Raw genomic sequence first — 24,014 nt, 5'->3', positions numbered from 1 at the left:
GAATCACTTGCGGCATGATTCGTTCAACCCCTTGTGGATGATCGCATGGCAGGGTGCCGGGACAAAGCAAACCAAGATAAAACTCGCCCGGTTCTGAAAGCAGCGCCCTGTCGGCAGTGACAGGGCGTTTGCTATTGCGCACAGATGTTTTGCAGCCGCACCCAGTCCCCGTCCGACAGAAGCTGTGTCTGATCGCGCCCGCGCATCGGGTCGGCCTCGATCAGGTCCAGCACGGATTCCCCCGACAGGTCCAGCGCATAGGCATAGGGGGTCGATGGCACGCCCGCCGTGGAAAACCGGGTTAGCAGCGGCTCGACCGGAAGCGGCTCTGGCGGGGTGGTCATCAGATGCTCGGCATAGGCGTCCAGCGCCGCGGGGGGCAGGGTGCCGCGGGTCAGCAGGCCAAAGGCGCTGCGCAGCCCGGTGAAGCGCAACAACTGGCGCAGCGGATCGGCCTGGGCGGCGCGCAGGCGCTCGGCAAGGATGAAACCGGCGGCCACATCGGGGGCCTCGTGATCCTCGACCAGGGCGCGGTTCAACAGGATGACACCCCCCGGCAGATGCGCCGCCGTTGCCACGCCAGCGGGCAGGATGACGACCTGATCGAACGGGTCGGCGGGCAGCGCCGCCAGCAGCTTGCCCAATGCCGCGCGCCCGTCACGCCCGGCACAGGCCTGACCCGAAACGCGGGTGATCCGAGCCGCCAGCTGCGCCCCGATATCGGCGCGGGTTTCCGGCGGGGCCACACGGGCCGCATGCCCGATCAACGCGCCGGGCAGCCAGAACACGCAGAGCAGCGCCAGCACCGCCAGCGTGCCGCCCACCAGCAGCCCGCGCAGGCGGCCCTGATGCGGGCGGCGCCTTTCGATGGCCTTGCGGACGGTTTCGATGGCCTCGATCATCTCGTCATCGGCGATCTCCACCGTTTCGTCAGCCTCGGGGCCGGGCGCGAACAGGGCCGGGCGCTGGCGCGGGTTCAGCCGTTCGATCGCGGGCAGCGACCAATGGGCCAGCGCCACGCCGCGCTTGTCGGTCAGCACAAGCGACGCATCGCCAAAGGACACGATCACATCGCGCCGCTGGGCGTCGGGCTGATCGCGCCACAGGCCGGGGCTTTCCAGCCGCAGATATTTCTTCAGCGCCGTCACTGCGGGCCAACCTTTTGTAACTGCTCACCTCGGCCACAGAATAGATCAGGTCGGCCGCGCGCTCAACGCGCTTAGCGGGGCAGGGCGCGCGCCTGTTCGCGCAGCTGGAATTTCTGGATCTTGCCGGTCGATGTCTTGGGCAATTCGGCGAAGATCACCCGCTTGGGCGTCTTGAACCCGGCCAGATGCTCGCGGCAATAGGCGATCAGTTCGGCCTCTTCTGCGCTTTGCCCCGGCTTCAGTTCGACAAAGGCGCAAGGCACCTCGCCCCAGGTCTCGTCCGGTTTGGCGACCACGGCGCAGATATCGACGGCCGGGTGGTGCATCAGCGCATTCTCGACCTCGACCGAGCTCACATTCTCGCCGCCCGAAATGATGATGTCCTTCGCCCGGTCGGTGATCTTGATATAGCCGTCGGGATGCTGGAACGCGACATCGCCGGAGTGGAAATAGCCACCCGCAAAGCTTTCGGCGGTCGCCTCGGGGTTCTTGTAATAGCCCTTCATCACGATATTGCCGCGCATCATGATTTCGCCCGTGGTTTCGCCATCACGCGGGACGGGGGTCATGGTGTCGTCCATCACCACCGCCTCTTCCAGGATCGGCATGGCGACGCCGGTGCGCGCCTTGATCGCGGCGCGTTCGGATTGCGCCACCTCGTCCCACTGGTCCTGCCAGGTGCATTCGGTGGCCGGGCCATAGGTTTCGGTCAGGCCATAGACCTGTGTCACGTTGAAGCCCAGCGGTTCGAACTTGGCCAGCGTGGCGGCCGGCGGCGGGGCGCCGGCGGTAAAGACCTCGACCGTGTGATCAAACGGCATCCGGTCGTCTTCCTTGGCGTTCACGATGGCGTTCAGCACGATGGGCGCGCCGCCGAAATGGGTCGCGCCGTCGACCGAAATCGCGTGATAGATGTTCTTGGCGGTGATGTCGCGGCAGCAGATCACGGTTCCGATCACCGCAGGCATCATCCAGGTGTGGCACCAGCCGTTGCAGTGAAACAGCGGCACGATGGTCAGCAGGCGCGGGTGCATGATCAGCCGCCAGGAAATCACCTGTCCCATTGTCGACAAATACGCCCCGCGATGGTGATAGACCACGCCCTTGGGCTGCCCCGTGGTGCCCGAGGTATAGTTCAGCGCGATGCTTTCCCATTCGTCCTGCGGTAGAATCCAGTCGAAATCCGCGTCGCCACTGGCCAGCACATCGTCGAAATCGGGGTGGCGGTCGTCGGGCTGATGCCCCGCCTGATGGTCGGCCACGGCGATGATTTGCGGGATCTCGTCGGCATCCATGACAGAAATCGCCTGTTCCGCCAGCGGCAGCAACGCGGCATCGCACAGCAGGATCTTCGCGTCGCCATGGCCAAGGATATAGGTGATCGTCTCGGCCTCGAGCCTTGTGTTGATCGTGTTCAGCACCGCGCCGCAGGCGGGCACGGCCCAGGTGGCCAGTACCTGTGCGGCGGTGTTGGGCAGCAGCGTGGCCACCACATCGCCGGGCTGGATGCCGCGTGCGGTCAGCGCACTGGCCAGCTTGGTCACATCACGGTGCAGCTCGCCATAGGTCCAGCGCCGGTCGCGGTCGATCAGGGCCAGATGGCCGGGAAAGATATCCGCCGCGCGGCGCAGATGCGACAGCGGTGTCAGGGGAACGTGGTTTGCCGCGCACCGATCCAGACCCGTTTCATCAGCCAGCCAACCCATCGCGATACCTCCCTTGGACTCAGTGGCGCGATATTGGCCGCAGCGGCGGGGGATGAAAAGCGGCAATCGTATCTTTGCCGTGGCAGGTTGCCGCGTTAGGGTCGCGCGCATGATCATATCGCATGGCCGGCGCTATATCTTTGTCCATATTCCCAAAACCGGCGGAACGGCGATGGCGCTGGCGCTGGAACAGCGGGCGATGGCCGATGACATCCTGATCGGGGATACGCCCAAGGCGCTGCGGCGCCGGCGCCGGGTCAAGACGATGCAGGCGGCGGGGCGGTTGTGGAAACATGCCCGCCTGCGCGATATTGACGGGCTGGTGACGCCCCAGCAGGTCGCCAGCTATTTCGTCTTTACCCTGGTGCGCAATCCCTGGGACCGGATGGTCAGCTATTACCACTGGCTGCAAGCGCAAAGCTTCGACCACGCCGCCGTGTCGCTGGCGCAATCGCTGTCCTTTGCCGATTTCGTCGCCCATCCGCAGATCGGCGAAAGCATTCGGGCCGGCCCCTATGGCAGCTATGTTCAGGACACCACCGGGGCCGAGCGTTGTGACGCCTTCATCCGGCTGGAATGCCTTGAGGCGGATCTGGCGCCGTTGGAGCGGCATCTGGGCTTTCCCGTGGCGCTGACGCCGGGGGTCAACGCCTCTGACCGGGCCCGCGATTATCGGCGCTATTACGATGCGGCCACATATGACCGTGTCGGGCGAATCTGTGCGGCGGATATCGCGAGATTTGGCTATTCGGGCAGGTCTGACCTGTCCTTTTAGATAGGTTTTGGAATTTCGCAGGCGAAATTTCGCGATCAGTTTCCATTTTTTAGTAAAACTGTTGTCCAAAGCGAAACAGTGCCGCAATCTGACCACATTCACGCCCATATCTCGGCACGGTCGGGGCGTTTCATTGTTTCAACCAAGGCGGGAAGGCGCTGCCACGCCCCCGTCGATGACTGACAACCCGGACCGGATCGGTGGCCAGACCTTCCGGATGGAGAGCCGGAAATGCAGACGGGATGGAAAACGCGGATCGAGGCTGCATCGCAGCCCACGCCAGCGCTGCCCGCCTTGGCCGACGCTTCACAGATGATCGAAACGGGCCTGGTCGCGGGCACCTGTGTCGGAACGCCGATGGGATGGCGGCCGGTGCAATCGCTGAAAGCGGGCGATCTGGTCCTGACATTCGACAATGGCATGCAACCTGTTGCCCAGGTCTCCAGCGGGCGGCTGTGGACATCGGCGGATCACTGCCCGCAAGAGCTGTGGCCGCTGCATGTCCCGGTCGGCGCGCTGGACAATGTGACGCCGCTGACGCTGCTCAGCAATGCTTGCGTCATGCTGGAATCCGACCTGGCGGAAGAGCTTTACGACGACCCCTTTGCCATGATCCCGGCGCGCGCCCTGAACGGCACGCGTCAGATCCGGGCGCAGGCCCCGACCGAACCGCTGGAGATCGTCACGCTGCATTTCGCGGTCGATCAGGTGCTGTTCGTGAACGGCTCGGCGCTGGTCTTCTGTCTCGCGCACGATACGCACCAGCCCGCCCTGATCGAAGATGTGATCTTCGGCGGCGCCGAAACCGCCTATGGCACCTTGCCCGAAACCGAGATGCAGGCCGTGATCGACGATCTGCAACATGTCATCCCCGAAAGCCGGGCCGAGGAGCCCTGAAAAGTTTACTCCCCTGCGGTCTTACCCGCCGCACCTTCCCTCATTTTATCCATACCTTTTGATCTGTATATAAGTCACCCTTCCCTCCACGACAAAGGCGCGCCATGTTGGCGCGCCTTTTTTTCGTTTCGGGTGATGTGGTTCAGGCGGCCTTGGCCTGCGTCCCGAACCGGCCATAGAATGTCTGGCCTTTCTCGGCCATCTCACGCAGCAGGGCGGGGGTGGCGAAGCGTTCGCCATATGTGGCGGTCAGCGCATCGCACAGCTCCACCGCTTTGCCCGCGCCGATCATGTCCAGCCAGCTGAACGGCCCGCCCGACCAGGGGGCAAAGCCCCAGCCCAGTATCGCGCCCACGTCGCCTTCGCGGATGTCTTCCAGCACGCCCTCTTCCAGCGCCCGGACGGCTTCCAGCACCTGCGCGAACAGCAGACGGTGCTGCACCGTCGTCACGTCGGGCTGATCGTCGGCCTGGCGGTATTGCGCGGCCAGACCGTCCCACAGCCCCGCGCGCTTACCCTTGTCGTCATAGGCATAGAAACCGGCAGCCGATTTCCGGCCCAGACGGCCCTGGTCGAACATCCAGAACAGAACGTCATCCACCGCCCCATCGGGATAGGCATCGCCCATCGCCGCCTTGGTCGCCTTGGCGATCTTGACGCCCAGATCGATCGAGGTTTCGTCCACCAGCTGCAGCGGGCCCAGCGGCATGCCGACCAGCTTGGCCGCGTTTTCGATCAGCGCGGGCGCGACGCCCTCGGCCACCATGCGGATGCCTTCGTTGATGTAAGGGATGATGCAGCGGTTGGCATAGAAGAAGCGCGCATCGTTCACAACGATCGGGGTCTTGCGGATCTGGCGCACGAAATCGAGCGCCTTGGCCACGGCCGGGTCGCCGGTCTGCTGGCCCTTGATGATTTCCACCAGCATCATCTTGTCGACGGGGCTGAAGAAATGGATGCCGATGAACTGCTCGGGCCGCACGCTGGCCTTGGCCAGTTCCGTGATCGGCAGGGTCGAGGTGTTGGTGGCAAAGATGCAATCCTCGCCCACGATGGCCTCGACCGCCTTCGTCATCTCGGCCTTGACGCCCACGTCTTCGAACACGGCCTCGACGATCAGGTCGCAACCGGCCAGCGCGTTCAGGTCGGTAGTGGCGGTGATCTGCGCCAGCACCTGCTCCTTCTTCTCGGGCGTGGCTTTCTTGCGCGAGATTCCCTTGTCCATATAGGCGGTGGTATAGGCCTTGCCCTTGTCGGCGGCTTCCTGGTCGCGGTCGATCAGCACAACCTCGATCCCCGCCAGGGCCGAGACCAGCGCGATGCCCGCGCCCATCATGCCCGCGCCCAGAACGCCGACCTTTTTCACCGTCTGGTCATCGACCGCCGGACGGTTGGCACCCTTTTCCAGCGCTTCCTTGTTGATGAACAGCGACCGGATCATCGCGGATGACGAGGGGTTCATCAGCACATTGGTGAACCAGCGCGCCTCGATCTTCAGGGCGGTATCAAAGGGCACCAGCGCGCCTTCGTACACCGCGCTGAGCAGCGCCTTGGCCGCCGGATAGACGCCCTGGGTCTTGCCGTTGACCATCGCGCTGGCGCCGACAAAGGTCATGAAGCCCGCCGGGTGATAGGGCGCGCCGCCGGGCATCTTGTACCCCTTTTCATCCCAGGGCTTCACGATCTTCGGCTCGGACAGGACCCATTCCTTGGCCTTGGCGATCAACTCGTCGGCGGGCACCACCTCGTCCACCACACCGGCGGCCTTGGCCTTGGCGGGGGTGTTCAGCTTGCCCTCGAGCAGCAGCGGGGCCGCCGCCATCGCGCCCATCTTGCGCACCAGCCGTGTGGTGCCGCCCATGCCGGGAAAGATGCCGACCATGATTTCGGGCAGGCCGATCTTGGCCCTGGGATTGTCGGCGGCAAAGATCCGGTGACACGCCAGCGGGATTTCCAGACCGATCCCCAGCGCGGTGCCGGGCAGGGCTGCGGCAATCGGCTTGCCGCCCTTGTTGGTCTTGGGGTCCATACCCGCGCGCTCGATCTTGCGCAGGATGCCGTGGGCGTTCATCAGCCCGTCCATCAGCCCCTTGGCGGGGTTGTCGCCCGCGCTTTCCTTCATCTTGGCGATGACGTTCAGATCCATGCCACCGGCGAAAGAGCCCTCTTTCCCGCTGGTGATGATGATGCCCTTGACCGCGCCATCGGCCAGCGCCTGATCGACCAGGCTTTCCAGCAGCGGCCAGCCGTCCATCGTCATGACATTCATGGATTTGCCGACGGTGTCCCATGTGATGATGGCAACGCCGTCCGCATCGGTTTTCATTGTGAAATCGGTCATGTTCCTGTCCCCCCGATCAGACGCGTTCGATGATGGTGGCCGCACCCATGCCGGATGCGATGCAGAGCGTGGCAAGGCCGACCTCTTTGTCGCTGCGCTCCAGCTCGTCCAGCAGCGTGCCGATGATGATCGCACCGGTGGCGCCCAGCGGGTGGCCCATGGCGATCGAGCCGCCATTCACGTTGACCAGTGCGGGATCGACATCGAAGGCCTGCTGGAACCGCAGCACGACGCTGGCAAAGGCCTCGTTCACCTCGAACAGGTCGATATCGCCGATGCTCATGCCGCTATCGGCCAGGATCTTTTGCGTGGCGGGCACCGGGCCGGTCAGCATGATGGTGGGATCCGTCCCGATCTTGCAGGTCTGGCGGATGCGCGCGCGCGGCTTCAGCCCGTATTTCTTGCCGAACTCCGCGTTGCCGATCAGCACCCCGGCAGAGCCGTCCACGATGCCCGAGCTGTTGCCCGCGTGGTGGATGTGGTTGATCGCCTCGAGATGCGGATATTTCATCAGTGCGATCTTGTCGAAGCCGGGCATGACCTCGCCCATATCCTTGAAGCTGGCCTTCAGGCTGCCCAGCGCCTGCATGTCGGTGCCGGGGCGCATGTATTCGTCATGCTCCAGGATCGGCAACCCGTTCTGGTCGCGCACGGTGATGATCGACTTTTCGAACCGGTTGTCGGCCCAGGCTGCGGCGGCGCGGTTCTGGGATTCCACGGCCAGCGCATCGGCATCGTCGCGGGTGAAGCCGTATTCGGTGGCGATGATATCGGCCGAGATGCCTTGCGGCACGAAATAGGTGTTCATGGCGACCGACGGATCGACGGCAATCGCCGCGCCGTCGCTGCCCATGGCCACGCGGCCCATCATCTCGACCCCGCCGGCGATATAGGCCTCGCCCGCGCCGCCCTTGACCTGATTGGCGGCCAGGTTCACGGCCTCCATCCCGCTGGCGCAGAAACGGTTGATGGCCAGCCCGGGGATGGATTCGTCCAGATCGCTGGCCAGCACGGCGGTCCGCGCCAGACAGCCACCCTGTTCGCCCACCTGGGTCACGTTGCCCCAGATCACATCCTCGACCGCATGGCCGTCCAGGTTGTTGCGGTCTTTCAGCGCGTTCAGCACCTGGCTCGACAGGCGCACGCTGGTCACCTCGTGCAGGGCGCCATCCTTGCGGCCCTTGCCGCGCGGGGTGCGCACGGCGTCATAGATATAGGCTTCGGTCATGTTTTGCCTCTTTTTGGTTAGGCCCGATCGGCGGGCGAACCCGGCATCAGGTCATAGGGGTGTTTCCAGCCGGGCAGGGCGCTGATGCGCGTGAGCCAGGCGTCGATATGGGGCCAGTCGGCGCGGTCGAAGCCGAAGGGTTCGGGGTAATACAGATAGCTGCAGCAGCTCAGATCGGCGACGGTCGGGCCTTCGCCCACGATCCAGTCGCGTCCCTGAAGGTGATTTTCCAAAACGCTGAACGCGGCCTTGCAGCGGCCCTGCAGGAACGCGATCACCTCGCCCGGGCGCTTGTCCGGGGGCAGGAAATTCATCAGGAACCGCGTTGCACCGACCTGGCTGGACAGTTTGTGATTGTCCCACAGCACCCAGCGCAGCACCTCGTACTTGTCGTCGGGCGCGCCGCCGAATTTGCCGAACCTGTCGACCAGGTATTGCTGGATGACGCCCGATTGCGACAGCTTCAGGTCGCCATCGACCAGCACCGGGGCCTCGCCCATGGCGTTGACGGTTTCGCGATAGGCGGTCGAGCGTGCCTCGCCATTGAAGAAGTCGACAAAGACCGGCTCCCAGTCGATCCCGGCCAGTTCCATCATCAGCGCGACCTTGTAGGAATGGCCGCTTTCGCCGAAACAGTGCAGTCGCATGCTCATCGGTGGTCCTTCATCCCTGCTGTTGCGGCGGGGGTTTCACACCCCCGCACCCCCGTGGAGTATTTTCGCCAAGAAGAAGGGGCAGGTTCAGGCTTCATTAACCAACCCGGTCTAGCCTTGGGTTTGCGGTACAGGCTGGAGAGCCGATGACCGCCCAAGGAGAAGGCATTCCGTCGGCCCGCCGCTTGCGTGCCGGCTGGCGGAATGTCACATCTGCTGTCTTCTTCTTGGTCCAAATACTCAATTCCTCCCTTGACCGTTGGCGCCGCGTTCAGCGTTTGCGCGCCTCCAGTTCCGCGTTGAGGAGCCGCAGCCTGTGGGTCAGGTTATCGGTATCCGTCACGCTGTCGAAATTCTCGAACAGGAAGGACAGCGCCTCGCCCTCGTCCAGCCCGGCCTCTTGCGCGAAACGGCGCAGGCGGCGATAGCCGTCTTCGGTCATGGCGCATGGAAAGCGGCGGGTCAGGCGGAAACGTTTCGGCATTGCAAATCTCCCTGTTGCGGCGGGGCCCGGAATGACCGGGCCCGTTTGCCAAAGCCTAGAAGTTCGCCGCCTCCAGCGCCATAACTGTGTCGGCCCCGCTTTCGATCCGGGCCAAGTGCATTGCGGTGGCGGGCAATTGGCGCGCCATGTAATAGCGCCCGGTGGCCAGCTTGGTTTCATAGAAGACCGTGTCGCTGGCCCCTGCGGCCAAAGCGTCCAGCGAAGCGCGCGCCATGCGGCCCCACATCAGCCCAAGGCAGACATGGCCCATCATGGTCATGAAGTCATAGGACCCGGCCAGCGCGTGGTTAGGGTTCTTCATGCCGTTCTGCATGAAATACATGCCCGCCGCTTGCAGGTCCTTGCTGGCCTTTTTGAGTGGCTCAACGAATTCGGCCATGCCCTCGACCTCGGCATTGTCCTTGCAGAAGGCTTTCACCATCTCGAAGAAGGCCATCACATGCTTGCCGCCATCCTGGGCCAGTTTCCGGCCAACCAGGTCCAGCGCCTGTACGCCGTTCGCACCCTCGTAGATCTGGGTGATGCGGGCGTCGCGGGCGAATTGGGACATGCCCCATTCCTCGATATAGCCGTGGCCGCCATAGACCTGTTGGGCGTTGATCGCGCATTCGAAGCCGCGATCGGTCAGGAAGCCCTTGATAACAGGCGTCATCAGCGAGATCAGGCCATCGGCCTCGGCATCTTCGGACCGATGCGCCTGGTCGATCAGCGAGGCGCCCCACAGCAGGAAGGCGCGCGCGCCTTCGACGAAGGATTTCTGATCCATCAGGTTGCGGCGGATATCGGGGTGCACGATCAGCGGATCGGCGGGGCCGTCGGGATTTTTGGCGCCGGTTACATCGCGGCCCTGCAGCCGGTCCTTGGCGTATTCCAGCGCGTTCTGATAGGCGGCTTCGGCCTGGGCCATACCCTGCATGCCGACGCCCAGGCGGGCCTCGTTCATCATGGTGAACATGGCGCGCATGCCCTTGTGTTCGGTACCCAGCAGATACCCCGTCGCCTCGTCATAGTTCATGACGCAGGTCGAGTTGCCGTGGATGCCCATCTTTTCCTCGATCTTGCCGACCGAGACACCGTTGCGCTCGCCCAGGGAGCCGTCTTCCTTCACCAGGAACTTGGGCACGATGAACAGGCTGACGCCCTTGATCCCTTCGGGTCCGCCGGGGATCTTGGCCAGGACCAGATGGATCACGTTGCTGGACATGTCGTGATCGCCGGCCGAGATGAAGATCTTCTGGCCCGAAATCTTATAGGTGCCGTCGCCCTGCGGCACGGCCTTGGTGCGCATCAGGCCCAGATCGGTACCGCAATGCGGCTCGGTCAGGTTCATGGTGCCGGTCCATTCGCAGCTGACCATGTTCGGCAGATAGGTGGCCTTTTGTGCGTCCGACCCGTGCGCGTGAATGGCCGAATAGGCGCCATGCGTCAGGCCTTGATACATGGTGAAGGCCTGGTTGGCGCCGGAGAACATCTCGCCCACCGCTGTGCCCATGACATAGGGCATGCCCTGGCCGCCATATTCGGGATCGCAGTCGAGGCCGGTCCAGCCGCCTTCCTTGACCTGTTCGAACGCCTCTTTGAAGCCGGTCGGCGTGCGCACCACGCCGTTTTCCAGCACGCAGCCTTCGGTGTCGCCCACCGCGTTCAGGGGCGCCAGAACCTGGCTGGTGATCTTGCCGGCCTCTTCCAGGATGGCGCTGGTGAAATCGGGGTCCAGATCGGCATAGCCGGGGATCGTGCTTTCGCTGACCTTCAGCAGGTCGTGCAGAACGAATTGCAGATCCTTCGTCGGCGGTGTGTAGCTGGGCATGTTGGTCCTCCCTGAAACGATCAGTTTTCTTGTGTCTTGAGCGAGGCGACCTTCTCCTCGCCCCATTTCAGCTGGTCCCGAAGCTCTTCGATGGCCAGGTCCAGCTCGTTGCGGCGCCGCTCCATGTCGACCAGCCGCTCGCGCGCGATGACGCAGGTCTGTTCCAGCTGGGTCAGGTGCTGGTCGTCGGCGTCGTAAAGGTTCAGAAGCTGCCGGATTTCCTCGAGGCTGAACCCGAAACGCTTGCCGCGCAGGATCAGCTTCAGCCGGGCGCGGTCGCTGCGGGTGAACAGGCGTTTCTGGCCCTCGCGGATCGGAAACAGCAATTCCTTGGATTCATAGAACCGCAAGGCGCGCGGTGTCACATCATAGGCGTCGCAGATCTGACGGATCGTCATCTGCGCGTCGGTGGTGGTCTTGTCGGTCTCGTCCCTCATGCGGGGAAGGATGAGCAAAATCCGGCGGTTTTCAAGTGAAGTTGACGTGCGCGTAAAGGGAACGTGGCGTCATTCCGCCGCTGACGCGGAGTAAGGGCCGGCGGACGCTAGTCCAGGCCCGAGGCGACCTCGTCCCGCATCGATTGCAGCTCGTCGATGGTCTGCTGCAATTGCTGTTGCTGTTCCTTCAGGATGACCAGCTGCGCATCGGCCTTTTCCACCATCGACCGCATCTGGGCCGATGTGCCCTCTTGGTCGTAAAGCTCCAGCCATTGCCGGATTTCTTCCAGCGAAAAGCCCCAGCGCCGCCCCCGCATGATCAGCGTCATGCGTGCGACCTCGCGCGCGGTATAGAACCGCGAACGGCCTTCTTTTTCGGGCTGCAGCAGCTCGATATACTCGTAATACCGGAGCGTTCGAGGGGTTACATCGAACTTGGCACACATCTCTTTGAAAGACAGGTGTTGATCGGGCATTTCAACCGGGTCCATTCAGCATTTGCACAATAGACGCTTCGTGGCTGCGGTGCAAACGCTTCGGGCAAATCCCTCTAGTTCATGAAATCGGGGGCCAGAAAATAGAAGCCATAGGCAACAATCAGCGCAGGGATCGCGGAATAGATCGTGGCGACCATCGCCGCGCGGGGGTTCAGCGCGATGGCCGGGAACAACGCGTCGCCATCGTTCGAGATCGCGTTGCCGATTAGCGCCGCAAAGGGAATTGCGCCGTTCAGGAACAGGGTCGTGACCAGCACCTGGGGCCCGCAGCCGGGGACAAAGCCCACGACAATGGCGACCAGCGGCAGGATCGGCGCGATGCTGTTGAACCAGGTGGCAATGTCCAGCCCGGCGAATTCGGCGGCATAGTCATAGGCCAGATAGGCGCCGATCACCCAGACCGAGATAAAGGCGGTTTCCTCGGCCATGCGGGTAACGGGGCTGTCCTGGCTGGATGTCATCGCCTGCAGCGGCGAGGTGGCCCAGATGAACAGGCCCACGAACGTGCCCGCCATCGCGAACCAGCCGATCGGCAGGCCCAGGATCCCCGCGATTTCGATCTGTGCCAGCTGCGCGCCGCCGACGATCAGCCCGGGCAGGGCGGGCAGCAGGTAGAGCAGGTGTTTCAACCGTGTCCGGCCGATCCGGGGGGCGATGTCGCAGCTGCCCGCGGATGTGGGTGCGAACGAAATCCTGTTGAACCGGTCCACCACCCAGCCCGACACGATCCCCACCGCAAAGGACAGCGGCAGAACGACCAGCGCGGCCTCGGGGCGGGTGGCGATCAACAGAAACGCCGCGTCGCCCATCGTGGCGGTCAGCGCGGCGACCACGGCCCCGAAGCCCACATGCCCCGAGCTGAAGGCCGCAATCACCACCACGGCCCCGCCGCATCCGGGCGTGGCCCCCAGCAGCGCGGCCAGCGGCACCTGGAATCCGCGCGCATTTTGCAGGGATTCGCCGATATTGAACCGCAGCAGACGCTCGGCGCCATAAAACAGCAGCAGGGTGGCGGCAACGAACACGCTGACCTGCACATAGGCGTCGGTCATCAGCGACCGGGTCAGCCGGCCCAGCTCGCCCGGGGCCAGCGCCAGCGCGGCATAGATCAGCGCCACCAGCAGCCGACGTTGCCGGAACGGGCCGAAATACCCGTTTGCGGCAATCGGTTCATGTGTCAGTTGCGGATCTGCGGGCGCCGTCATGCTGGCCTGACCTTAAATGCGAATAATTCTCAATATCAGTATTTATCACTTGCAGCCGATTATTCAAGGTCAATAACTTGAGCGCAGCCAGCAGGAGCCCCCATGAGCACCCAAAAAGAGCAGCTTGCCCGCCAATTCATCGAGGCGATTCCGCATTCCCGCGCGCTTTCCATGCGGCTGGAGCGGATCGAAGATGGCGTCGCCGAGATCTCGATGCCCTATGACGACCGTCTGGTGGGGGATCCCGTCAACCGGGTGATCCATGGCGGGGCGGTATCGGCGCTGATGGATACCTGTTGCGGCGCGGCGGTGATGAGCCATGGCGACACGCTCAGCGCCACGGCGACGATCGACCTGCGGATCGACTATATGCGTCCCGCGACGCCCGAACAGCGGATCCGGGCGCGGGCCGAATGTTACCACGTCACACGCAACGTGGCCTTTGTGCGCGCCACGGCGACGGATGACGACGACGCAAGGCCGGTGGCGACCGCGACGGGGGCCTTCACCGTCGAACGGCCCAAGGAGCAGGGCGCATGAGCCGCCCCGCGCGCGAACCCGTGCAGGTGGTCAAGCAGCGGCGCGATGCGGCGCTCAACGCGCTGGTGCAGGCGGTGCCCTATATGCGGTTTCTGGACATCCATGTGGACCGCCGGGGCGACGAGTTGACGGTGATCCTGCCGTTTGACGACAAGCTGATCGGCAACCCGCTGCTGCCCGCGCTTCATGGCGGGGTGACGGCGGCCTTTCTGGAAATGACCGCGCATCTGGAGCTCAGCTGGTCGACGCTTTGGGAACGGATGGAGGCAGGCGAGCTGGACCCGCTTTCGCTGACACCAGACACCATGCCGCGCATGCCCAAGACGATTGATTTCACCGTGGATTACCTGCGCTCGGGCCTGCCGCGCGATGCCTATGCGCGGGCGCGCGTCAATCGCTCGGGGCGGCGCTATGCCAGCGTGCATGTCGAGGCCTGGCAGGACAATCGCGCCCGGCTTTTCGCCCAGGCGACGGGGCATTTCCTGATGCCGTACCCGCATGACTGAACCGATTCGGGCCGTCACCCATCGGCGGGTGCTGAAGATCGCGGTGCCCATCGTGCTGTCGAATGCCACCGTGCCGATCCTGGGCGCGGTCGATACCGGCGTGGTAGGCCAGATGGGCGCTGCGGCCCCCATCGGCGCGGTGGGGATCGGGGCGATCATCCTGGCGGCGATCTACTGGATCTTCGGCTTTCTGCGGATGGGCACCACCGGGCTGGTGGGACAGGCGCAGGGCGCGGGCGACGGGGCCGAGGTGCGCGCGCTGCTGACCCGGGCGCTGATGATCGGGGTCATGGCGGGCGTGCTGATGATCCTGTTTCGCGCGGCGCTTTTCGCGGGCGCCTTCCGCGTCTCGCCCGCCAGTGCCGAGGTCGAAGGCCTGGCGCGGGATTACATGGGCATCCGCATCTTTTCCGCCCCCGCCGCCATCGCGCTTTATGGCATCACCGGCTGGCTGATCGCGCAAGAGCGCACGCGCGCGGTGTTGATGATCCAGCTGTGGATGAACGGGCTGAACATCGCGCTGGACCTGTGGTTCGTGCTGGGGCTGGGCTGGGGCGTGACCGGCGTAGCATTTGCGACCTTTCTGGCCGAATGGTCGGGGCTGGCGCTGGGGCTTTACCTGTGCCGGGATGCGTTTCGGGGGGCGGATTGGTGCGACTGGCCGCGCGTCTTCGACCGCGCCCGGCTGATCCGCATGGCCAAGGTCAATTCCGACATCCTGATCCGGTCCGTGCTGCTACAGGCGATTTTCGTGTCGTTCCTGTTCCTGGGCGCCGATTTCGGCGATGTGCCGCTGGCGGCGAACCAGATCCTGCTGCAATTTCTGGAAATCACCGCCTATGCGATGGATGGCTTCGCGTTTGCCGCCGAGGCGCTGGTGGCCCAGGCGCTGGGCGCGCGGTCGCGTCACGCGCTGCGGCAGGGGGCGTGGATGACCAGCCAATGGGCGCTGGGCGTCGTGATCCTGCTGAGCCTGAGCTTCGCGGTCTTTGGCGGTGCGATCATCGACCTGATGACCACGGCCCCCGACGTGCGGCAGGTGGCGCGCGATTTCCTGCCCTATATGGTGCTGGCGCCGCTGGCGGGTGTGGCGGCCTGGATGTTCGATGGCATCTTCATCGGCGCGACCCGCAGCGCGGATATGCGCAACATGATGATCGTATCGGCGCTGATCTATGCCGCCGCCGCGGCGCTGTTGATCCCGGCTTTCGGCAATCACGGGCTTTGGATCGCGTTCCTGATTTCCTTCGTCGTGCGCGGCATCACACTGGCCCTGCGCTATCCGGCGTTGGAGGCCGAGGCCGACAAGGCCTAGAGGATCTGCAACACCGCCTCGGGCGGGCGGCCCATCGCGGCGCGGCCATTGGCAAAGACGATGGGCCGTTCGATCAGCTTGGGATGCGCGGCCATCGCGGCAATCAGCGTGTCGTCGGTATCGTCGCGCGACAGGCCCAGTTCGGCAAACAGCGCCTCTTTCGGGCGCATCATCTGGATCGCGGGCATGCCCAGCAGCGCCAGCGTTTCCCGGATCTCGTCGGCACTTGGCGCGTCGTCCAGATACTTGCGGATGGTGATCGTGCCGCCGCGCTCCTCGATCAGCGCCAGCGTCTGGCGGGACTTGGAGCAGCGCGGATTGTGCCAGATGGTGATGTCGGTCATAGCCAGTCGTCCCGTTTGGTGCCCACCGCGCTGGCGACGCTGTCGAAGCCGTCGCGCGCCAGCAGCGCGTCCAGCCCGCGCACGATGCGCGGCGCCAGCGACAGGCCCTGATAGACCATCGCAGAGTAAAGCTGCACCGCGCTCGCGCCTGCGCGGATCTTGGCATAGGCGTCCTCGGCCGAGCCGATCCCGCCCACACCGATCAACGGCATCTGCCCGCCGGTCAGTTGGGACAGACGCGCCAGGACACGCGTGGATTTTTCGAACAAGGGCGCGCCGGACAGCCCGCCCGCCTGATCGCGATGCGCACTTTTCAGACCTTCGCGCGACAGGGTGGTGTTGGTGGCGATGATGCCCGACAGCTTGGCGTCCTGCGTGACCTCGGCGATCTCGGCCAGTTCGTCATCGGTCAGATCGGGCGCGATCTTCAGAAAGATCGGGATCGGGCGGTCCAGCTCGGCGCGGGCGGCCATCACGCGATCCAGCAATGCGGTCAGCGCCGCGCGCCCCTGCAGATCGCGCAGCTTTTCGGTATTGGGCGAGCTGACATTGACCGTGGCGAAATCCAGATACATGCCGCAGCGCGTCAGCACCTGCGCGAAATCGCCGGCGCGATCCGCGCTGTCCTTGTTGGCGCCCAGGTTCAGGCCGACGATCCCGGTTTCGGGCCGGGCGGCCAGACGGCGGGCGATCGCCTCCATCCCGTCATTGTTGAAGCCGAACCGGTTGATCACGGCGCGGTCCCGCGTCAGCCGAAAAAGGCGCGGCTTGGGGTTGCCGGGTTGCGGGCGGGGGGTGGCGGCGCCGACCTCGACAAAGCCGAAACCGGCGCGATTCAGCGGCTCCAGCGCTTCGGCATTCTTGTCAAACCCTGCGGCCAGCCCCACCGGGTTGGGCAGCGCAAGCCCTGCCAGATCGGTTTGCAGCCGGTCCGATGTGATCGTGCCCGGCAGCGGCGCAAGACCCGCGTTCAGCGCGCGGATCGACAGCCCGTGCGCGCGTTCGGGATCACAGCGGTGCAGCGCCCAGAGGCCCAGCTTTTCCACCGCGCTCATACCACGCCCTCGGGGAAGATATGCCCGGTCAGGCCCAGCGGCAGCGACTTGTCCCAGACCACATCGGCCAGCGTCAGATCGCGATAGAGATGCGGGAACAGCGCGCCCCCGCGCGATGGTTCCCATTTCAGCGCATCGCCCAGGGTGTCCGCCTCGACAGCCACCAGGACCAGATCGCTTTCATCAGCGAAATGCTTGGCGGCTGTTTCGGTGACCTGTGCGGCGGTGGAAAAATGGATGAAGCCATCTGCCAGATCGACCGGCGCGCCGCTGGTGCGGCCGCTGGTTTGCAGCGCCTGCCATTCGGGCCGGCGGAAGATCTTGAAAATCAGCATGGCCGGGTGATGCCCTGAGAACCCGGCCGGGTCAATGCCGTTTGGTCAGAGCCAGCGCGCGCAGCGCATCTGAATCTGCGGGATGATGAACCAGACCATGCAGACGACGATGATCGGAACGGTGATCAGGTTCCGCTCCCACACGGGCAGGTGCAGCACCAGCGGCCCCAGCACATAGGACAGCAGCGTGACCAGCGGATAGACGCCCAGAAAGACGAAAATCGCAAATCTGACGCGCGAGGGTTTACGGGCGGGATGAGACATGAAAGGCTCCTATGGAACGGAATGTTCCGATTATATGAACGCGACGTTCCGATATGTCAAGGGAGGCCCACATGCCCGCAGAGATTTCGCGCAGGTCCATCGGTGCGCGGCGGAATCCGGAAACCGAAAAGGCGATCCTGGATGCCGCCGAATCGATCCTGCACGAGGTCGGCATCGCAGGCCTGAAGATGGAGGCCGTCGCCAGGCGCGCACAGGCGGGCAAGGCGACGCTGTATCGCTGGTGGCCGACGCGCGGGCGACTGATCCTGGCGGTTTACGAACGGTCCAAGGCCGATTTCGCGCTGCCCGATACCGGCGCGCTGCAAACCGATATCGCGCTGTTTTACAAGCTGCTTTTCGCGTTCTGGTCGCGCCCGGACGGACGGCTTTTCCGGCTGATCATCGCCGGTGCGCAATCCGATCCCGACATGGCCGAGGCGTTGGAGGAATATCGCCAGGAACGCCGCGACGGGCTGCGGTCCATGCTGGCCAGAGCCGCCGACCGGGGCGAGCTGTCGCCCGGTCTGGACCTGGAGATTGCCATCGACGCGCTGATGGGGCTGGCCTGGATGCGGCTGTTGGCGGGGAAACTGACAGCCGACACCGATACGCTGGCCGCGACGCTGTGCGGCCCCTGGTTGCGTGCGGCGGACGGGGGCACATTCGCATTGTCTTAAGCCGTTGTTTTTGGTCCACTCTTCCCACACGACTCTGTCGGACGTTACGTCAAGTGGCTGCAATCGGGCTTTGACTCGTGCCGGGCCCGGCGTCAATCTGAACAGGATATGCAACGGGAGACTTCCATGTCCATTCGCTTACTTTCCTCAACCGCAGTTGCCATCACGCTGGGGTCCGGCGCCGCGCTGGCGGATTATTCGCTGACAATTCTGCACACCAATGATTTCCATGCCCGTTTCGAGCCGATTTCGAAATATGACAGCGCCTGCAGCGCCGAGGACAATGCCGAGGGCAAGTGTTTCGGCGGCACCGCGCGTCTGGTCACGGCGGTCGAGGCCGCCAAGCAGCGCACCAACAACTATATCCTTGTCGATGGCGGCGACCAGTTCCAGGGCACGCTGTTCTATACCTATTACAAGGGCAAGGTCGCGGCCGAGATGATGAACAAGCTCGGCTATGACGCGATGACCGTGGGCAACCACGAGTTCGACGATGGCCCCGAGGTTCTGCGCGGCTTCATGGATGCCGTCGATTTCCCCGTGCTGATGTCGAATGCCGATGTCTCGGGCGAGCCGCTGCTGTCGGACAAGCTGGCGAAATCCACCGTGATCGAGCGTGGCGGTGAGAAGCTGGGCCTGATCGGCCTGACCCCGCAGGACACCGATGAACTGGCCAGCCCCGGCCCGAACGTGATCTTCACCGATCCCGCACAGGCGGTCCAGGGCGAGGTCGACAAGCTGACCGAGATGGGCGTGAACAAGATCATCGTGCTCAGCCACTCGGGCTATGGTGTCGACCAGAAGGTTGCCGCCGAAACCACCGGGGTCGACGTGATCGTGGGCGGCCATGACAACACCTATCTGTCCAACACGTCCGAAGACGCCAAGGGTCCGTACCCGACCATGGTCGGCAATACCGCCATCGTGCAGGCCTATGCCTATGGCAAATTCCTGGGCGAGCTGAACGTGACCTTCAACGACGCGGGTGAGATCACCGAGGCCGTGGGCGAGCCGCTGGTCATGGATGCCGCCGTGACCGAAGACGCAGGCACCGTGTCGCGCATCGCCGAGCTGGCCACCCCGCTGGAGGAAATCCGCAGCAAGGTCGTGGCCCAGGCCGCCGATGCCATCGAGGGCGACCGCTCGGTCTGCCGCGTGCAGGAATGCGCGATGGGCAACCTGGTGGCCGATGCCATGCTGGCCCGCGTGGCCGATCAGGGCGTGACCATCTCGATTGCGAACTCGGGCGGGCTGCGTGCCAGCATCGACGCGGGCGAGGTGACGATGGGCGAGGTTCTGACCGTGCTGCCGTTCCAGAACACCCTGTCGACCTTCCAAGCCAAGGGCCAGACCATCATCGACGCGCTGGAAAACGGCGTGAGCCAGGTCGAGGAGGGCGCAGGCCGCTTCCCGCAGGTCGCGGGGATGAAATTCACCTGGGATCCGTCTGTCGCCGCGGGCGAGGGGCGCATCACCGAGGTGCTGGTCAAGGACGGCGACGGCTGGGCGCCCATCGATCCCGAAGGCGTCTATGGCGTGGTGACCAACAACTACGTCCGCAACGGCGGCGACGGGTACAAGATGTTCTCGTCCGAGGGGATGAACGCCTATGATTTCGGCCCCGACCTGGCCGATGTGACGGCGGAATACCTGGCCGAATCCGGCCCCTATGCCCCCTATCTGGACGGCCGTATCGTGCAGAAATAACCACCGGACACGGCGCGGGGGCAGCCCCCTGCGCCGTGGCTTCTGGCACCAGAGGATTGTCTGGAACCGGATTTCGCGCTAGATTGGGCGCCATTCAAAGACCGATTTTTAAAGACCTCGAATTAACCACCCATCGTTTCACAAGGACCGTTCCGTCAGTTTCGCTTCATCGTCCCGGGCCCGTTTCGGCCCACCCAATTTTGTAAATCCCTAGCTTTTCAGCGGCCCTTTCACAGCGCCGCGCGTGACATTCATCGAGGACACCATGAACCCCAAGATTGAACAGATCGAGGCTGCCGAGCGGCAGTCGAACACGCTTGTTTCCGAAGAACGCAAGATGCGCAGAGACTTCATGTCTGACGGCACGATCGACCGGGACGAACAGGCGCAGCTTGACCGGATCGCGGGCAAGATCGACCAGTTAAAACAGGTGATTGCCGACCTTCGGGCCGAGATCGAGCGTAACCGCAATATCTGGGAAGGGCGCGCGCGGGATTATTCGCAGTTGCGCTCGCGGTTGGATGATCTGCGCGCCTTTGGCCATCCCGATGCCGGCGGGGTCGAGGACGAGGTCGCCGCGATTGGCGAGTGCGTGGACGATCAGCGCTGGGCCGATGCGACCACGGCGCTGGATCAGGCCGAAACCACGATGGGCCCGGTCTATGACGACTATCTTCTGCAATCTCAGGCCAAGGCCGACTATGAAACCCTGCGCGCCGATTTCGACACCCGCATGCAGACCGCGAATGGCGCCCCCCCGATCAGCGACCAGATCTGCAACGATCTGGCGGGCATCGAGGCGGGCCTGCCGCCGATCCAGACCGACGTGGATGCGGTGAACTATGTCAGCGCGTTGGAACTGTTGCGGGAATTGGTGCTGCGCTTGGAGCAGGTCGAGATCGACCTTGAAACCCTGCGCCTGCAGGCCGAGCAATACGATGGCGAATGGGCCGCGATCCAGCCGCGCCTGCATCAGACGGCCACCTGCGAATATCCCGATCTGGTGCCGATGCAGGAAGATATCATCGCGCTGTCGGAACAGATCCCGACCGTGGCGGCAGAGGGCGACTATGCCCGCGCGCTTGAGATGATTGCGGACCTGTCGGGCAAGATCGACACGTTCCTCACCGCGTTCGAGGAATCCGCGACCGAGCAGGAGATTTATGACTCCCGCCTGCCGGGGGTCGAGGCCGATCTGGCCCAGTGCCAGACCACCGAGTTCCCGGCGCTGGCGCAGCAGCAGAGCGATATCAATGCCTCGGCCGACCGGATGCACGCGGCGGCGACCAACCACGACTACGAGACCGCGCTGAGCGAGATGGATGGTCTGGTGCAGATGATCGACGCCTATCTGGTCGAGTTGGAACAGGCCCGTCTGGGCCGTGAATTCGAAGAGCTTCTGGCGCGGCTGGAACCGCAATTTGCCGATGCCGCCGTCTGCACCTATCCGGTGCTGGATGACATGAGCATCGCGATTACGGATTTGAAAGCACAGGCGGAATCCGCAGCCGCCGCAGGCGACTATATCCAGGCGATTGCGCTGTTGCAGACCGCCGAGGGGCAGATCGCCGCGCTGATGGGGCTGATCGCGGCGCAGGATGCGGCTAGGGAGGAATACGAGCGCCGGTCGCCGGATGTGCTGGCGCGCTGCGATGGCGTGTCGCAATGCGAATACCCGCAGCTTTTGCCCGATCATCAGGCACTGATCGATCTGCGCACGCAGATCGAGGATGCGGTGACGCAGGGCGATTACATCCAGGCGCTGACGATGCTGGACCAACTGGCGGTCGCGCTGGACGGGATCGAGGCGACTCGCGACAGTCTGGATGCCGCGCGGGCCGAATTTGAAACCCGGATGCCGCCGTTGATTGCGCGGTTCGACGGGCTGATGCAATGCGATTTCGCCGAGCTGGAACCGGTGCGGGGCGAGTTGACGACGCTGCGCGCCAACATGGAACAGGCCGCGACCGCGCTGGATTTTCCGACCGCGCTGGATCACCTGAACGCCATCGAGCGCAAGCTGAACGATCTGGAGGCCCGCATGGGCGATCTGGAGGCGCTGCGCGTCCAGTACGAGGCGCTCTATGACTCGATCAAGGGTCAGATCGAGGATGTGGAATCCTGCGATCACGAGGAACTGGCCGGTAAAAAGGCCGAGATCCTGGCGCTGCGGGACGAGATGCTGGCCGCCGCCGAGGCGACGGATTACCAGACCGCCGTACAGAAGGCGACCGCGCTGATCGCGCCACTGGCCGAGTTTCAGGTGCTGGGAGCCCTGCTGAAGGAATACAAGCGCCGCCTTGCACTGGTCGAACCGCGCGTTGAAACCGCGCGCGGCTTCACCTTCAAATCGCTCATCGACGACAAGCAGGAGATCGAGGACCTTTACACCGCGATGCAGGCCGACGCCGCCGCGGCACGCCTGCGCGAGGCGATGACGAAGATGGAGCAGCTGGAGGGTAAGCTGACCGCCATCGTTGCGCTGAACGAACAGTTGACGCTGCAAAAGGCCGTCTATGAAAAGCTGGCCGCCGATATGGCCGACAAGATCGCCGTGGTGCGGGCCAATACCATCGAAGAAGCGCAATCCGCCGCCGACGCGGTGATCCAGGGCCATGACGCAATGACCGCGCTGGGCGATGCCGACGAATATATCGACGCCGTTGCCAAGGCCGACGAGGTCAATGCGCTGATCGACAAGTACTTGGAAAAGGTCGACCAGTTCGGCGATGCCCGCGAAGCCTATGAGATCGTGCGCGACCTGGCGATTGCCGCCTATGACAATGCCAAGGAAAAGGCCGAAGAGTTCGAAGAGCTGTCGAAGGCGGCAGGCGAGCTCGACGATCTGAAATCCGCGATGGAAACGGCGGCAGGCACCGAGAATTATGCCGAAGCCAAATCCAAGGCCGAAGAACTGATGCGCCGGGCGCAGAATATCGAGGATCGCCATTCCGAGCTGCTGGTCGCGAAAGAGAAGAAGATCGCCGAAGCCCGCGCTGCGCTGCGCCGTTGGGAGGCGCTGCCAAGCGATGCCGAGGGTCGCGCCGAGGATGAATACAAGGCTGCCGAAGGCGCGAAAGAGGCGCTTGAGGGCGTGCTGAATGGCGATGATCTGGATGCGATCACCGACAAGCTGTCGGCATTCAACGAAAAGATGCGCCTGCTGGAGGACGCGCTGAAAACCGAAGGCGAGTTGAAGGCAGAATACGAGGGCAAGCTGGAGTCGCTTCAGCCGCGCGTGACGGCGGCCGAAGGGTCGCCAAATACCTCGGAAGAAGAGCTCGTGCCCCTGTTGAATGCGGTGACAGCGGCGTTCAAGACGATGAAGGACATTGTCGAAGACGACAATGACTATCGCCGCGCGATCCAGAAGGCCGCCGAGGTCGAAGGCGCGCTGGCGGCGTTCGACAAGGCCGAAGAGGCGCTGCAGGGCGACAAGATCCGGTTCGATGAACGCATGAGCGGGCTGCTGAGTGTCTATACCCGTGCGGTTGCCGTGACCGAACCCGAGGATTTGGCTGTTCGGGCAGAGGCGCTGCGCGGTCTTTATGAAGACGCGAAGAGCCTGGGAGTGGCTGGCGATTATGACGCCGCGCTGGAAAAGGCCGCCGAAGTCAAGGCCGAGGCCGAGGCGATCCTGGCACGTCAGGAAGAGCTGGAGGACGCGGAAGCCGAGCGCACCGAACAGGAGCTGGAGGACGAGAAGGCGCGCGGCGACAAGTGCGAGGATGAGGACGAGGATGAAAGCATCGGCGATCAGGTCGGTGATTTCGTCGATGACGTGGTGGAAGAGGGCGAGAATTTCGTTCGAGACCCCACCGGTACGGTCAGCAAATGGATCGAAAGCAAAGATCGTGGCCCGATTGGCGAGATCATTGAAAACACCGCGCAGGAAATCCTGGAGCACATTCCCAACCCGCCGATCAGCGAGGTGATCGACGAGGTCAAGGACATCTATGACAAGGTCAGCGAGGTGGTCGACGCGATGGACGACGACTGATCGCTGATCTGCGGGCGCGTGTTTCGGCGGCGCGCCCGCGCTGAAGGCCCGCGCTGATGGATTGTGCCG

At 63.9% G+C, this 24,014-nt stretch carries 22 protein-coding genes; 8 read left to right on the top strand and 14 right to left on the bottom strand.

Translation table 11 applies throughout. The features are described from left to right. Positions 1-131: 131 nt before the first annotated feature. The gene (locus CLM60_RS18380; protein WP_095590526.1) at positions 132-1,148 is read right to left on the bottom strand and encodes a hypothetical protein; all 1,017 of its coding nucleotides are present in this window, start codon (positions 1,146-1,148) and stop codon (positions 132-134) included. Between the two features lie 71 nt (positions 1,149-1,219). Continuing rightward, complete coding sequence (locus CLM60_RS18375) at positions 1,220-2,854, bottom strand: AMP-binding protein (protein ID WP_095590525.1); 1,635 nt, start codon at positions 2,852-2,854, stop codon at positions 1,220-1,222. Positions 2,855-2,963: 109 nt separating this feature from the next. Between CLM60_RS18375 and CLM60_RS18370 the strand changes: the two genes are divergently transcribed. Together CLM60_RS18370 and CLM60_RS18365 are read left to right on the top strand one after the other, a co-directional pair. Beyond that, complete coding sequence (locus CLM60_RS18370; RefSeq protein ID WP_095590524.1) at positions 2,964-3,629, top strand: sulfotransferase family 2 domain-containing protein; 666 nt, start codon at positions 2,964-2,966, stop codon at positions 3,627-3,629. A gap of 231 nt (positions 3,630-3,860) precedes the next feature. Continuing rightward, entirely contained in the window at positions 3,861-4,526 is a 666-nt protein-coding gene (locus CLM60_RS18365) for a Hint domain-containing protein (RefSeq protein ID WP_095590523.1), read from the top strand. A 142-nt stretch (positions 4,527-4,668) separates the two neighbouring features. Here the strand turns inward: CLM60_RS18365 and CLM60_RS18360 are convergent, their stop codons facing one another. From CLM60_RS18360 to CLM60_RS18325, 8 genes are all read right to left on the bottom strand, one after another. Next, the gene (locus tag CLM60_RS18360; protein ID WP_095590522.1) at positions 4,669-6,867 is read right to left on the bottom strand and encodes a 3-hydroxyacyl-CoA dehydrogenase NAD-binding domain-containing protein; all 2,199 of its coding nucleotides are present in this window, start codon (positions 6,865-6,867) and stop codon (positions 4,669-4,671) included. A 16-nt stretch (positions 6,868-6,883) separates the two neighbouring features. Further along, positions 6,884-8,095, bottom strand: coding sequence for an acetyl-CoA C-acetyltransferase (locus tag CLM60_RS18355; RefSeq protein ID WP_095590521.1), 1,212 nt, complete (start codon positions 8,093-8,095; stop codon positions 6,884-6,886). A 17-nt stretch (positions 8,096-8,112) separates the two neighbouring features. Beyond that, positions 8,113-8,748: a glutathione S-transferase family protein gene (locus CLM60_RS18350; RefSeq protein WP_095590520.1), complete on the bottom strand. Its 636-nt coding sequence runs from the start codon at positions 8,746-8,748 to the stop codon at positions 8,113-8,115. 271 nt (positions 8,749-9,019) lie between these two features. Next, complete coding sequence (locus tag CLM60_RS18345) at positions 9,020-9,232, bottom strand: hypothetical protein (protein WP_095590519.1); 213 nt, start codon at positions 9,230-9,232, stop codon at positions 9,020-9,022. A gap of 55 nt (positions 9,233-9,287) precedes the next feature. Beyond that, on the bottom strand, positions 9,288-11,063 hold the full coding sequence (locus tag CLM60_RS18340; RefSeq protein ID WP_095590518.1) for an acyl-CoA dehydrogenase C-terminal domain-containing protein: 1,776 nt from the start codon (positions 11,061-11,063) through the stop codon (positions 9,288-9,290). A gap of 20 nt (positions 11,064-11,083) precedes the next feature. Next, on the bottom strand, positions 11,084-11,500 hold the full coding sequence (locus CLM60_RS18335; RefSeq protein WP_245848470.1) for a MerR family transcriptional regulator: 417 nt from the start codon (positions 11,498-11,500) through the stop codon (positions 11,084-11,086). Positions 11,501-11,607: 107 nt separating this feature from the next. Further along, positions 11,608-11,976 carry a MerR family transcriptional regulator gene (locus tag CLM60_RS18330; RefSeq protein ID WP_095590779.1) on the bottom strand — a complete coding sequence of 123 codons (369 nt, stop codon included), beginning with the start codon at positions 11,974-11,976 and terminating at the stop codon, positions 11,608-11,610. Between the two features lie 74 nt (positions 11,977-12,050). After that, positions 12,051-13,202: a putative manganese transporter gene (locus CLM60_RS18325; protein WP_095590517.1), complete on the bottom strand. Its 1,152-nt coding sequence runs from the start codon at positions 13,200-13,202 to the stop codon at positions 12,051-12,053. Positions 13,203-13,304: 102 nt separating this feature from the next. Between CLM60_RS18325 and CLM60_RS18320 the strand changes: the two genes are divergently transcribed. From CLM60_RS18320 to CLM60_RS18310, 3 genes are read left to right on the top strand one after another with little or no spacing between them, the layout of a single operon-like run. Continuing rightward, entirely contained in the window at positions 13,305-13,742 is a 438-nt protein-coding gene (locus CLM60_RS18320) for a PaaI family thioesterase (RefSeq protein WP_095590516.1), read from the top strand. Beyond that, positions 13,739-14,248, top strand: a complete 510-nt coding sequence (locus tag CLM60_RS18315) for a PaaI family thioesterase (RefSeq protein ID WP_095590515.1) — start codon at positions 13,739-13,741, stop codon at positions 14,246-14,248. The genes CLM60_RS18320 and CLM60_RS18315 overlap by 4 nt, the downstream gene beginning before the upstream one ends. Further along, entirely contained in the window at positions 14,241-15,563 is a 1,323-nt protein-coding gene (locus tag CLM60_RS18310; protein WP_095590514.1) for an MATE family efflux transporter, read from the top strand. The genes CLM60_RS18315 and CLM60_RS18310 overlap by 8 nt, the downstream gene beginning before the upstream one ends. Here CLM60_RS18310 and arsC read toward each other — a convergent pair. From arsC to CLM60_RS18290, 4 genes are read right to left on the bottom strand one after another with little or no spacing between them, the layout of a single operon-like run. Further along, positions 15,560-15,907, bottom strand: coding sequence for an arsenate reductase (glutaredoxin) (arsC, locus tag CLM60_RS18305; protein WP_095590513.1), 348 nt, complete (start codon positions 15,905-15,907; stop codon positions 15,560-15,562). The genes CLM60_RS18310 and arsC overlap by 4 nt on opposite strands. Then, positions 15,904-16,962, bottom strand: coding sequence for a quinone-dependent dihydroorotate dehydrogenase (locus tag CLM60_RS18300; RefSeq protein ID WP_095590512.1), 1,059 nt, complete (start codon positions 16,960-16,962; stop codon positions 15,904-15,906). Before CLM60_RS18300 ends, arsC begins: the two co-directional genes overlap by 4 nt. Then, a complete protein-coding gene (locus CLM60_RS18295; RefSeq protein ID WP_095590511.1) occupies positions 16,959-17,297 on the bottom strand; it encodes a DUF952 domain-containing protein in 339 nt (112 codons plus the stop codon). Before CLM60_RS18295 ends, CLM60_RS18300 begins: the two co-directional genes overlap by 4 nt. Positions 17,298-17,342: 45 nt before the next feature. After that, positions 17,343-17,561, bottom strand: a complete 219-nt coding sequence (locus tag CLM60_RS18290) for a putative antibiotic biosynthesis monooxygenase (RefSeq protein WP_095590510.1) — start codon at positions 17,559-17,561, stop codon at positions 17,343-17,345. 71 nt (positions 17,562-17,632) lie between these two features. Here CLM60_RS18290 and CLM60_RS18285 point away from each other — a divergent pair, with 71 nt between their 5' ends. From CLM60_RS18285 to CLM60_RS18275, 3 genes are all read left to right on the top strand, one after another. Beyond that, positions 17,633-18,238: a TetR/AcrR family transcriptional regulator gene (locus CLM60_RS18285; RefSeq protein ID WP_095590509.1), complete on the top strand. Its 606-nt coding sequence runs from the start codon at positions 17,633-17,635 to the stop codon at positions 18,236-18,238. Positions 18,239-18,364: 126 nt separating this feature from the next. After that, positions 18,365-19,945 carry a bifunctional metallophosphatase/5'-nucleotidase gene (locus CLM60_RS18280; protein WP_095590508.1) on the top strand — a complete coding sequence of 527 codons (1,581 nt, stop codon included), beginning with the start codon at positions 18,365-18,367 and terminating at the stop codon, positions 19,943-19,945. A gap of 265 nt (positions 19,946-20,210) precedes the next feature. Then, positions 20,211-23,945 carry a hypothetical protein gene (locus CLM60_RS18275; RefSeq protein ID WP_095590507.1) on the top strand — a complete coding sequence of 1,245 codons (3,735 nt, stop codon included), beginning with the start codon at positions 20,211-20,213 and terminating at the stop codon, positions 23,943-23,945. The last annotated feature ends 69 nt before the right edge of the window (positions 23,946-24,014 follow it).

Source organism: Actibacterium ureilyticum, assembly GCF_002285435.1.
In the GTDB taxonomy this organism is placed as follows: Bacteria; Pseudomonadota; Alphaproteobacteria; order Rhodobacterales; family Rhodobacteraceae; genus Actibacterium_C; species Actibacterium_C ureilyticum.
The sequence above is the reverse complement of the archived record's forward strand: the minus strand, read 5'-3'. Positions and strand labels throughout refer to the sequence as shown.

Excerpts from the sequence above, each read along its gene's own strand:
- CLM60_RS18375 (WP_095590525.1), bottom strand. The coding sequence starts at position 2,854 with ATGGGTTGGCTGGCTGATGAAACGGGTCTGGATCGGTGCGCGGCAAAC.
- CLM60_RS18370 (WP_095590524.1), top strand. The coding sequence starts at position 2,964 with ATGATCATATCGCATGGCCGGCGCTATATCTTTGTCCATATTCCCAAA.
- CLM60_RS18365 (WP_095590523.1), top strand. The coding sequence starts at position 3,861 with ATGCAGACGGGATGGAAAACGCGGATCGAGGCTGCATCGCAGCCCACG.
- CLM60_RS18360 (WP_095590522.1), bottom strand. The coding sequence starts at position 6,867 with ATGACCGATTTCACAATGAAAACCGATGCGGACGGCGTTGCCATCATC.
- CLM60_RS18355 (WP_095590521.1), bottom strand. The coding sequence starts at position 8,095 with ATGACCGAAGCCTATATCTATGACGCCGTGCGCACCCCGCGCGGCAAG.
- CLM60_RS18350 (WP_095590520.1), bottom strand. The coding sequence starts at position 8,748 with ATGAGCATGCGACTGCACTGTTTCGGCGAAAGCGGCCATTCCTACAAG.
- CLM60_RS18345 (WP_095590519.1), bottom strand. The coding sequence starts at position 9,232 with ATGCCGAAACGTTTCCGCCTGACCCGCCGCTTTCCATGCGCCATGACC.
- CLM60_RS18340 (WP_095590518.1), bottom strand. The coding sequence starts at position 11,063 with ATGCCCAGCTACACACCGCCGACGAAGGATCTGCAATTCGTTCTGCAC.
- CLM60_RS18335 (WP_245848470.1), bottom strand. The coding sequence starts at position 11,500 with ATGAGGGACGAGACCGACAAGACCACCACCGACGCGCAGATGACGATC.
- CLM60_RS18330 (WP_095590779.1), bottom strand. The coding sequence starts at position 11,976 with ATGCCCGATCAACACCTGTCTTTCAAAGAGATGTGTGCCAAGTTCGAT.
- CLM60_RS18325 (WP_095590517.1), bottom strand. The coding sequence starts at position 13,202 with ATGACGGCGCCCGCAGATCCGCAACTGACACATGAACCGATTGCCGCA.
- CLM60_RS18320 (WP_095590516.1), top strand. The coding sequence starts at position 13,305 with ATGAGCACCCAAAAAGAGCAGCTTGCCCGCCAATTCATCGAGGCGATT.
- CLM60_RS18315 (WP_095590515.1), top strand. The coding sequence starts at position 13,739 with ATGAGCCGCCCCGCGCGCGAACCCGTGCAGGTGGTCAAGCAGCGGCGC.
- CLM60_RS18310 (WP_095590514.1), top strand. The coding sequence starts at position 14,241 with ATGACTGAACCGATTCGGGCCGTCACCCATCGGCGGGTGCTGAAGATC.
- arsC (WP_095590513.1), bottom strand. The coding sequence starts at position 15,907 with ATGACCGACATCACCATCTGGCACAATCCGCGCTGCTCCAAGTCCCGC.
- CLM60_RS18300 (WP_095590512.1), bottom strand. The coding sequence starts at position 16,962 with ATGAGCGCGGTGGAAAAGCTGGGCCTCTGGGCGCTGCACCGCTGTGAT.
- CLM60_RS18295 (WP_095590511.1), bottom strand. The coding sequence starts at position 17,297 with ATGCTGATTTTCAAGATCTTCCGCCGGCCCGAATGGCAGGCGCTGCAA.
- CLM60_RS18290 (WP_095590510.1), bottom strand. The coding sequence starts at position 17,561 with ATGTCTCATCCCGCCCGTAAACCCTCGCGCGTCAGATTTGCGATTTTC.
- CLM60_RS18285 (WP_095590509.1), top strand. The coding sequence starts at position 17,633 with ATGCCCGCAGAGATTTCGCGCAGGTCCATCGGTGCGCGGCGGAATCCG.
- CLM60_RS18280 (WP_095590508.1), top strand. The coding sequence starts at position 18,365 with ATGTCCATTCGCTTACTTTCCTCAACCGCAGTTGCCATCACGCTGGGG.
- CLM60_RS18275 (WP_095590507.1), top strand. The coding sequence starts at position 20,211 with ATGAACCCCAAGATTGAACAGATCGAGGCTGCCGAGCGGCAGTCGAAC.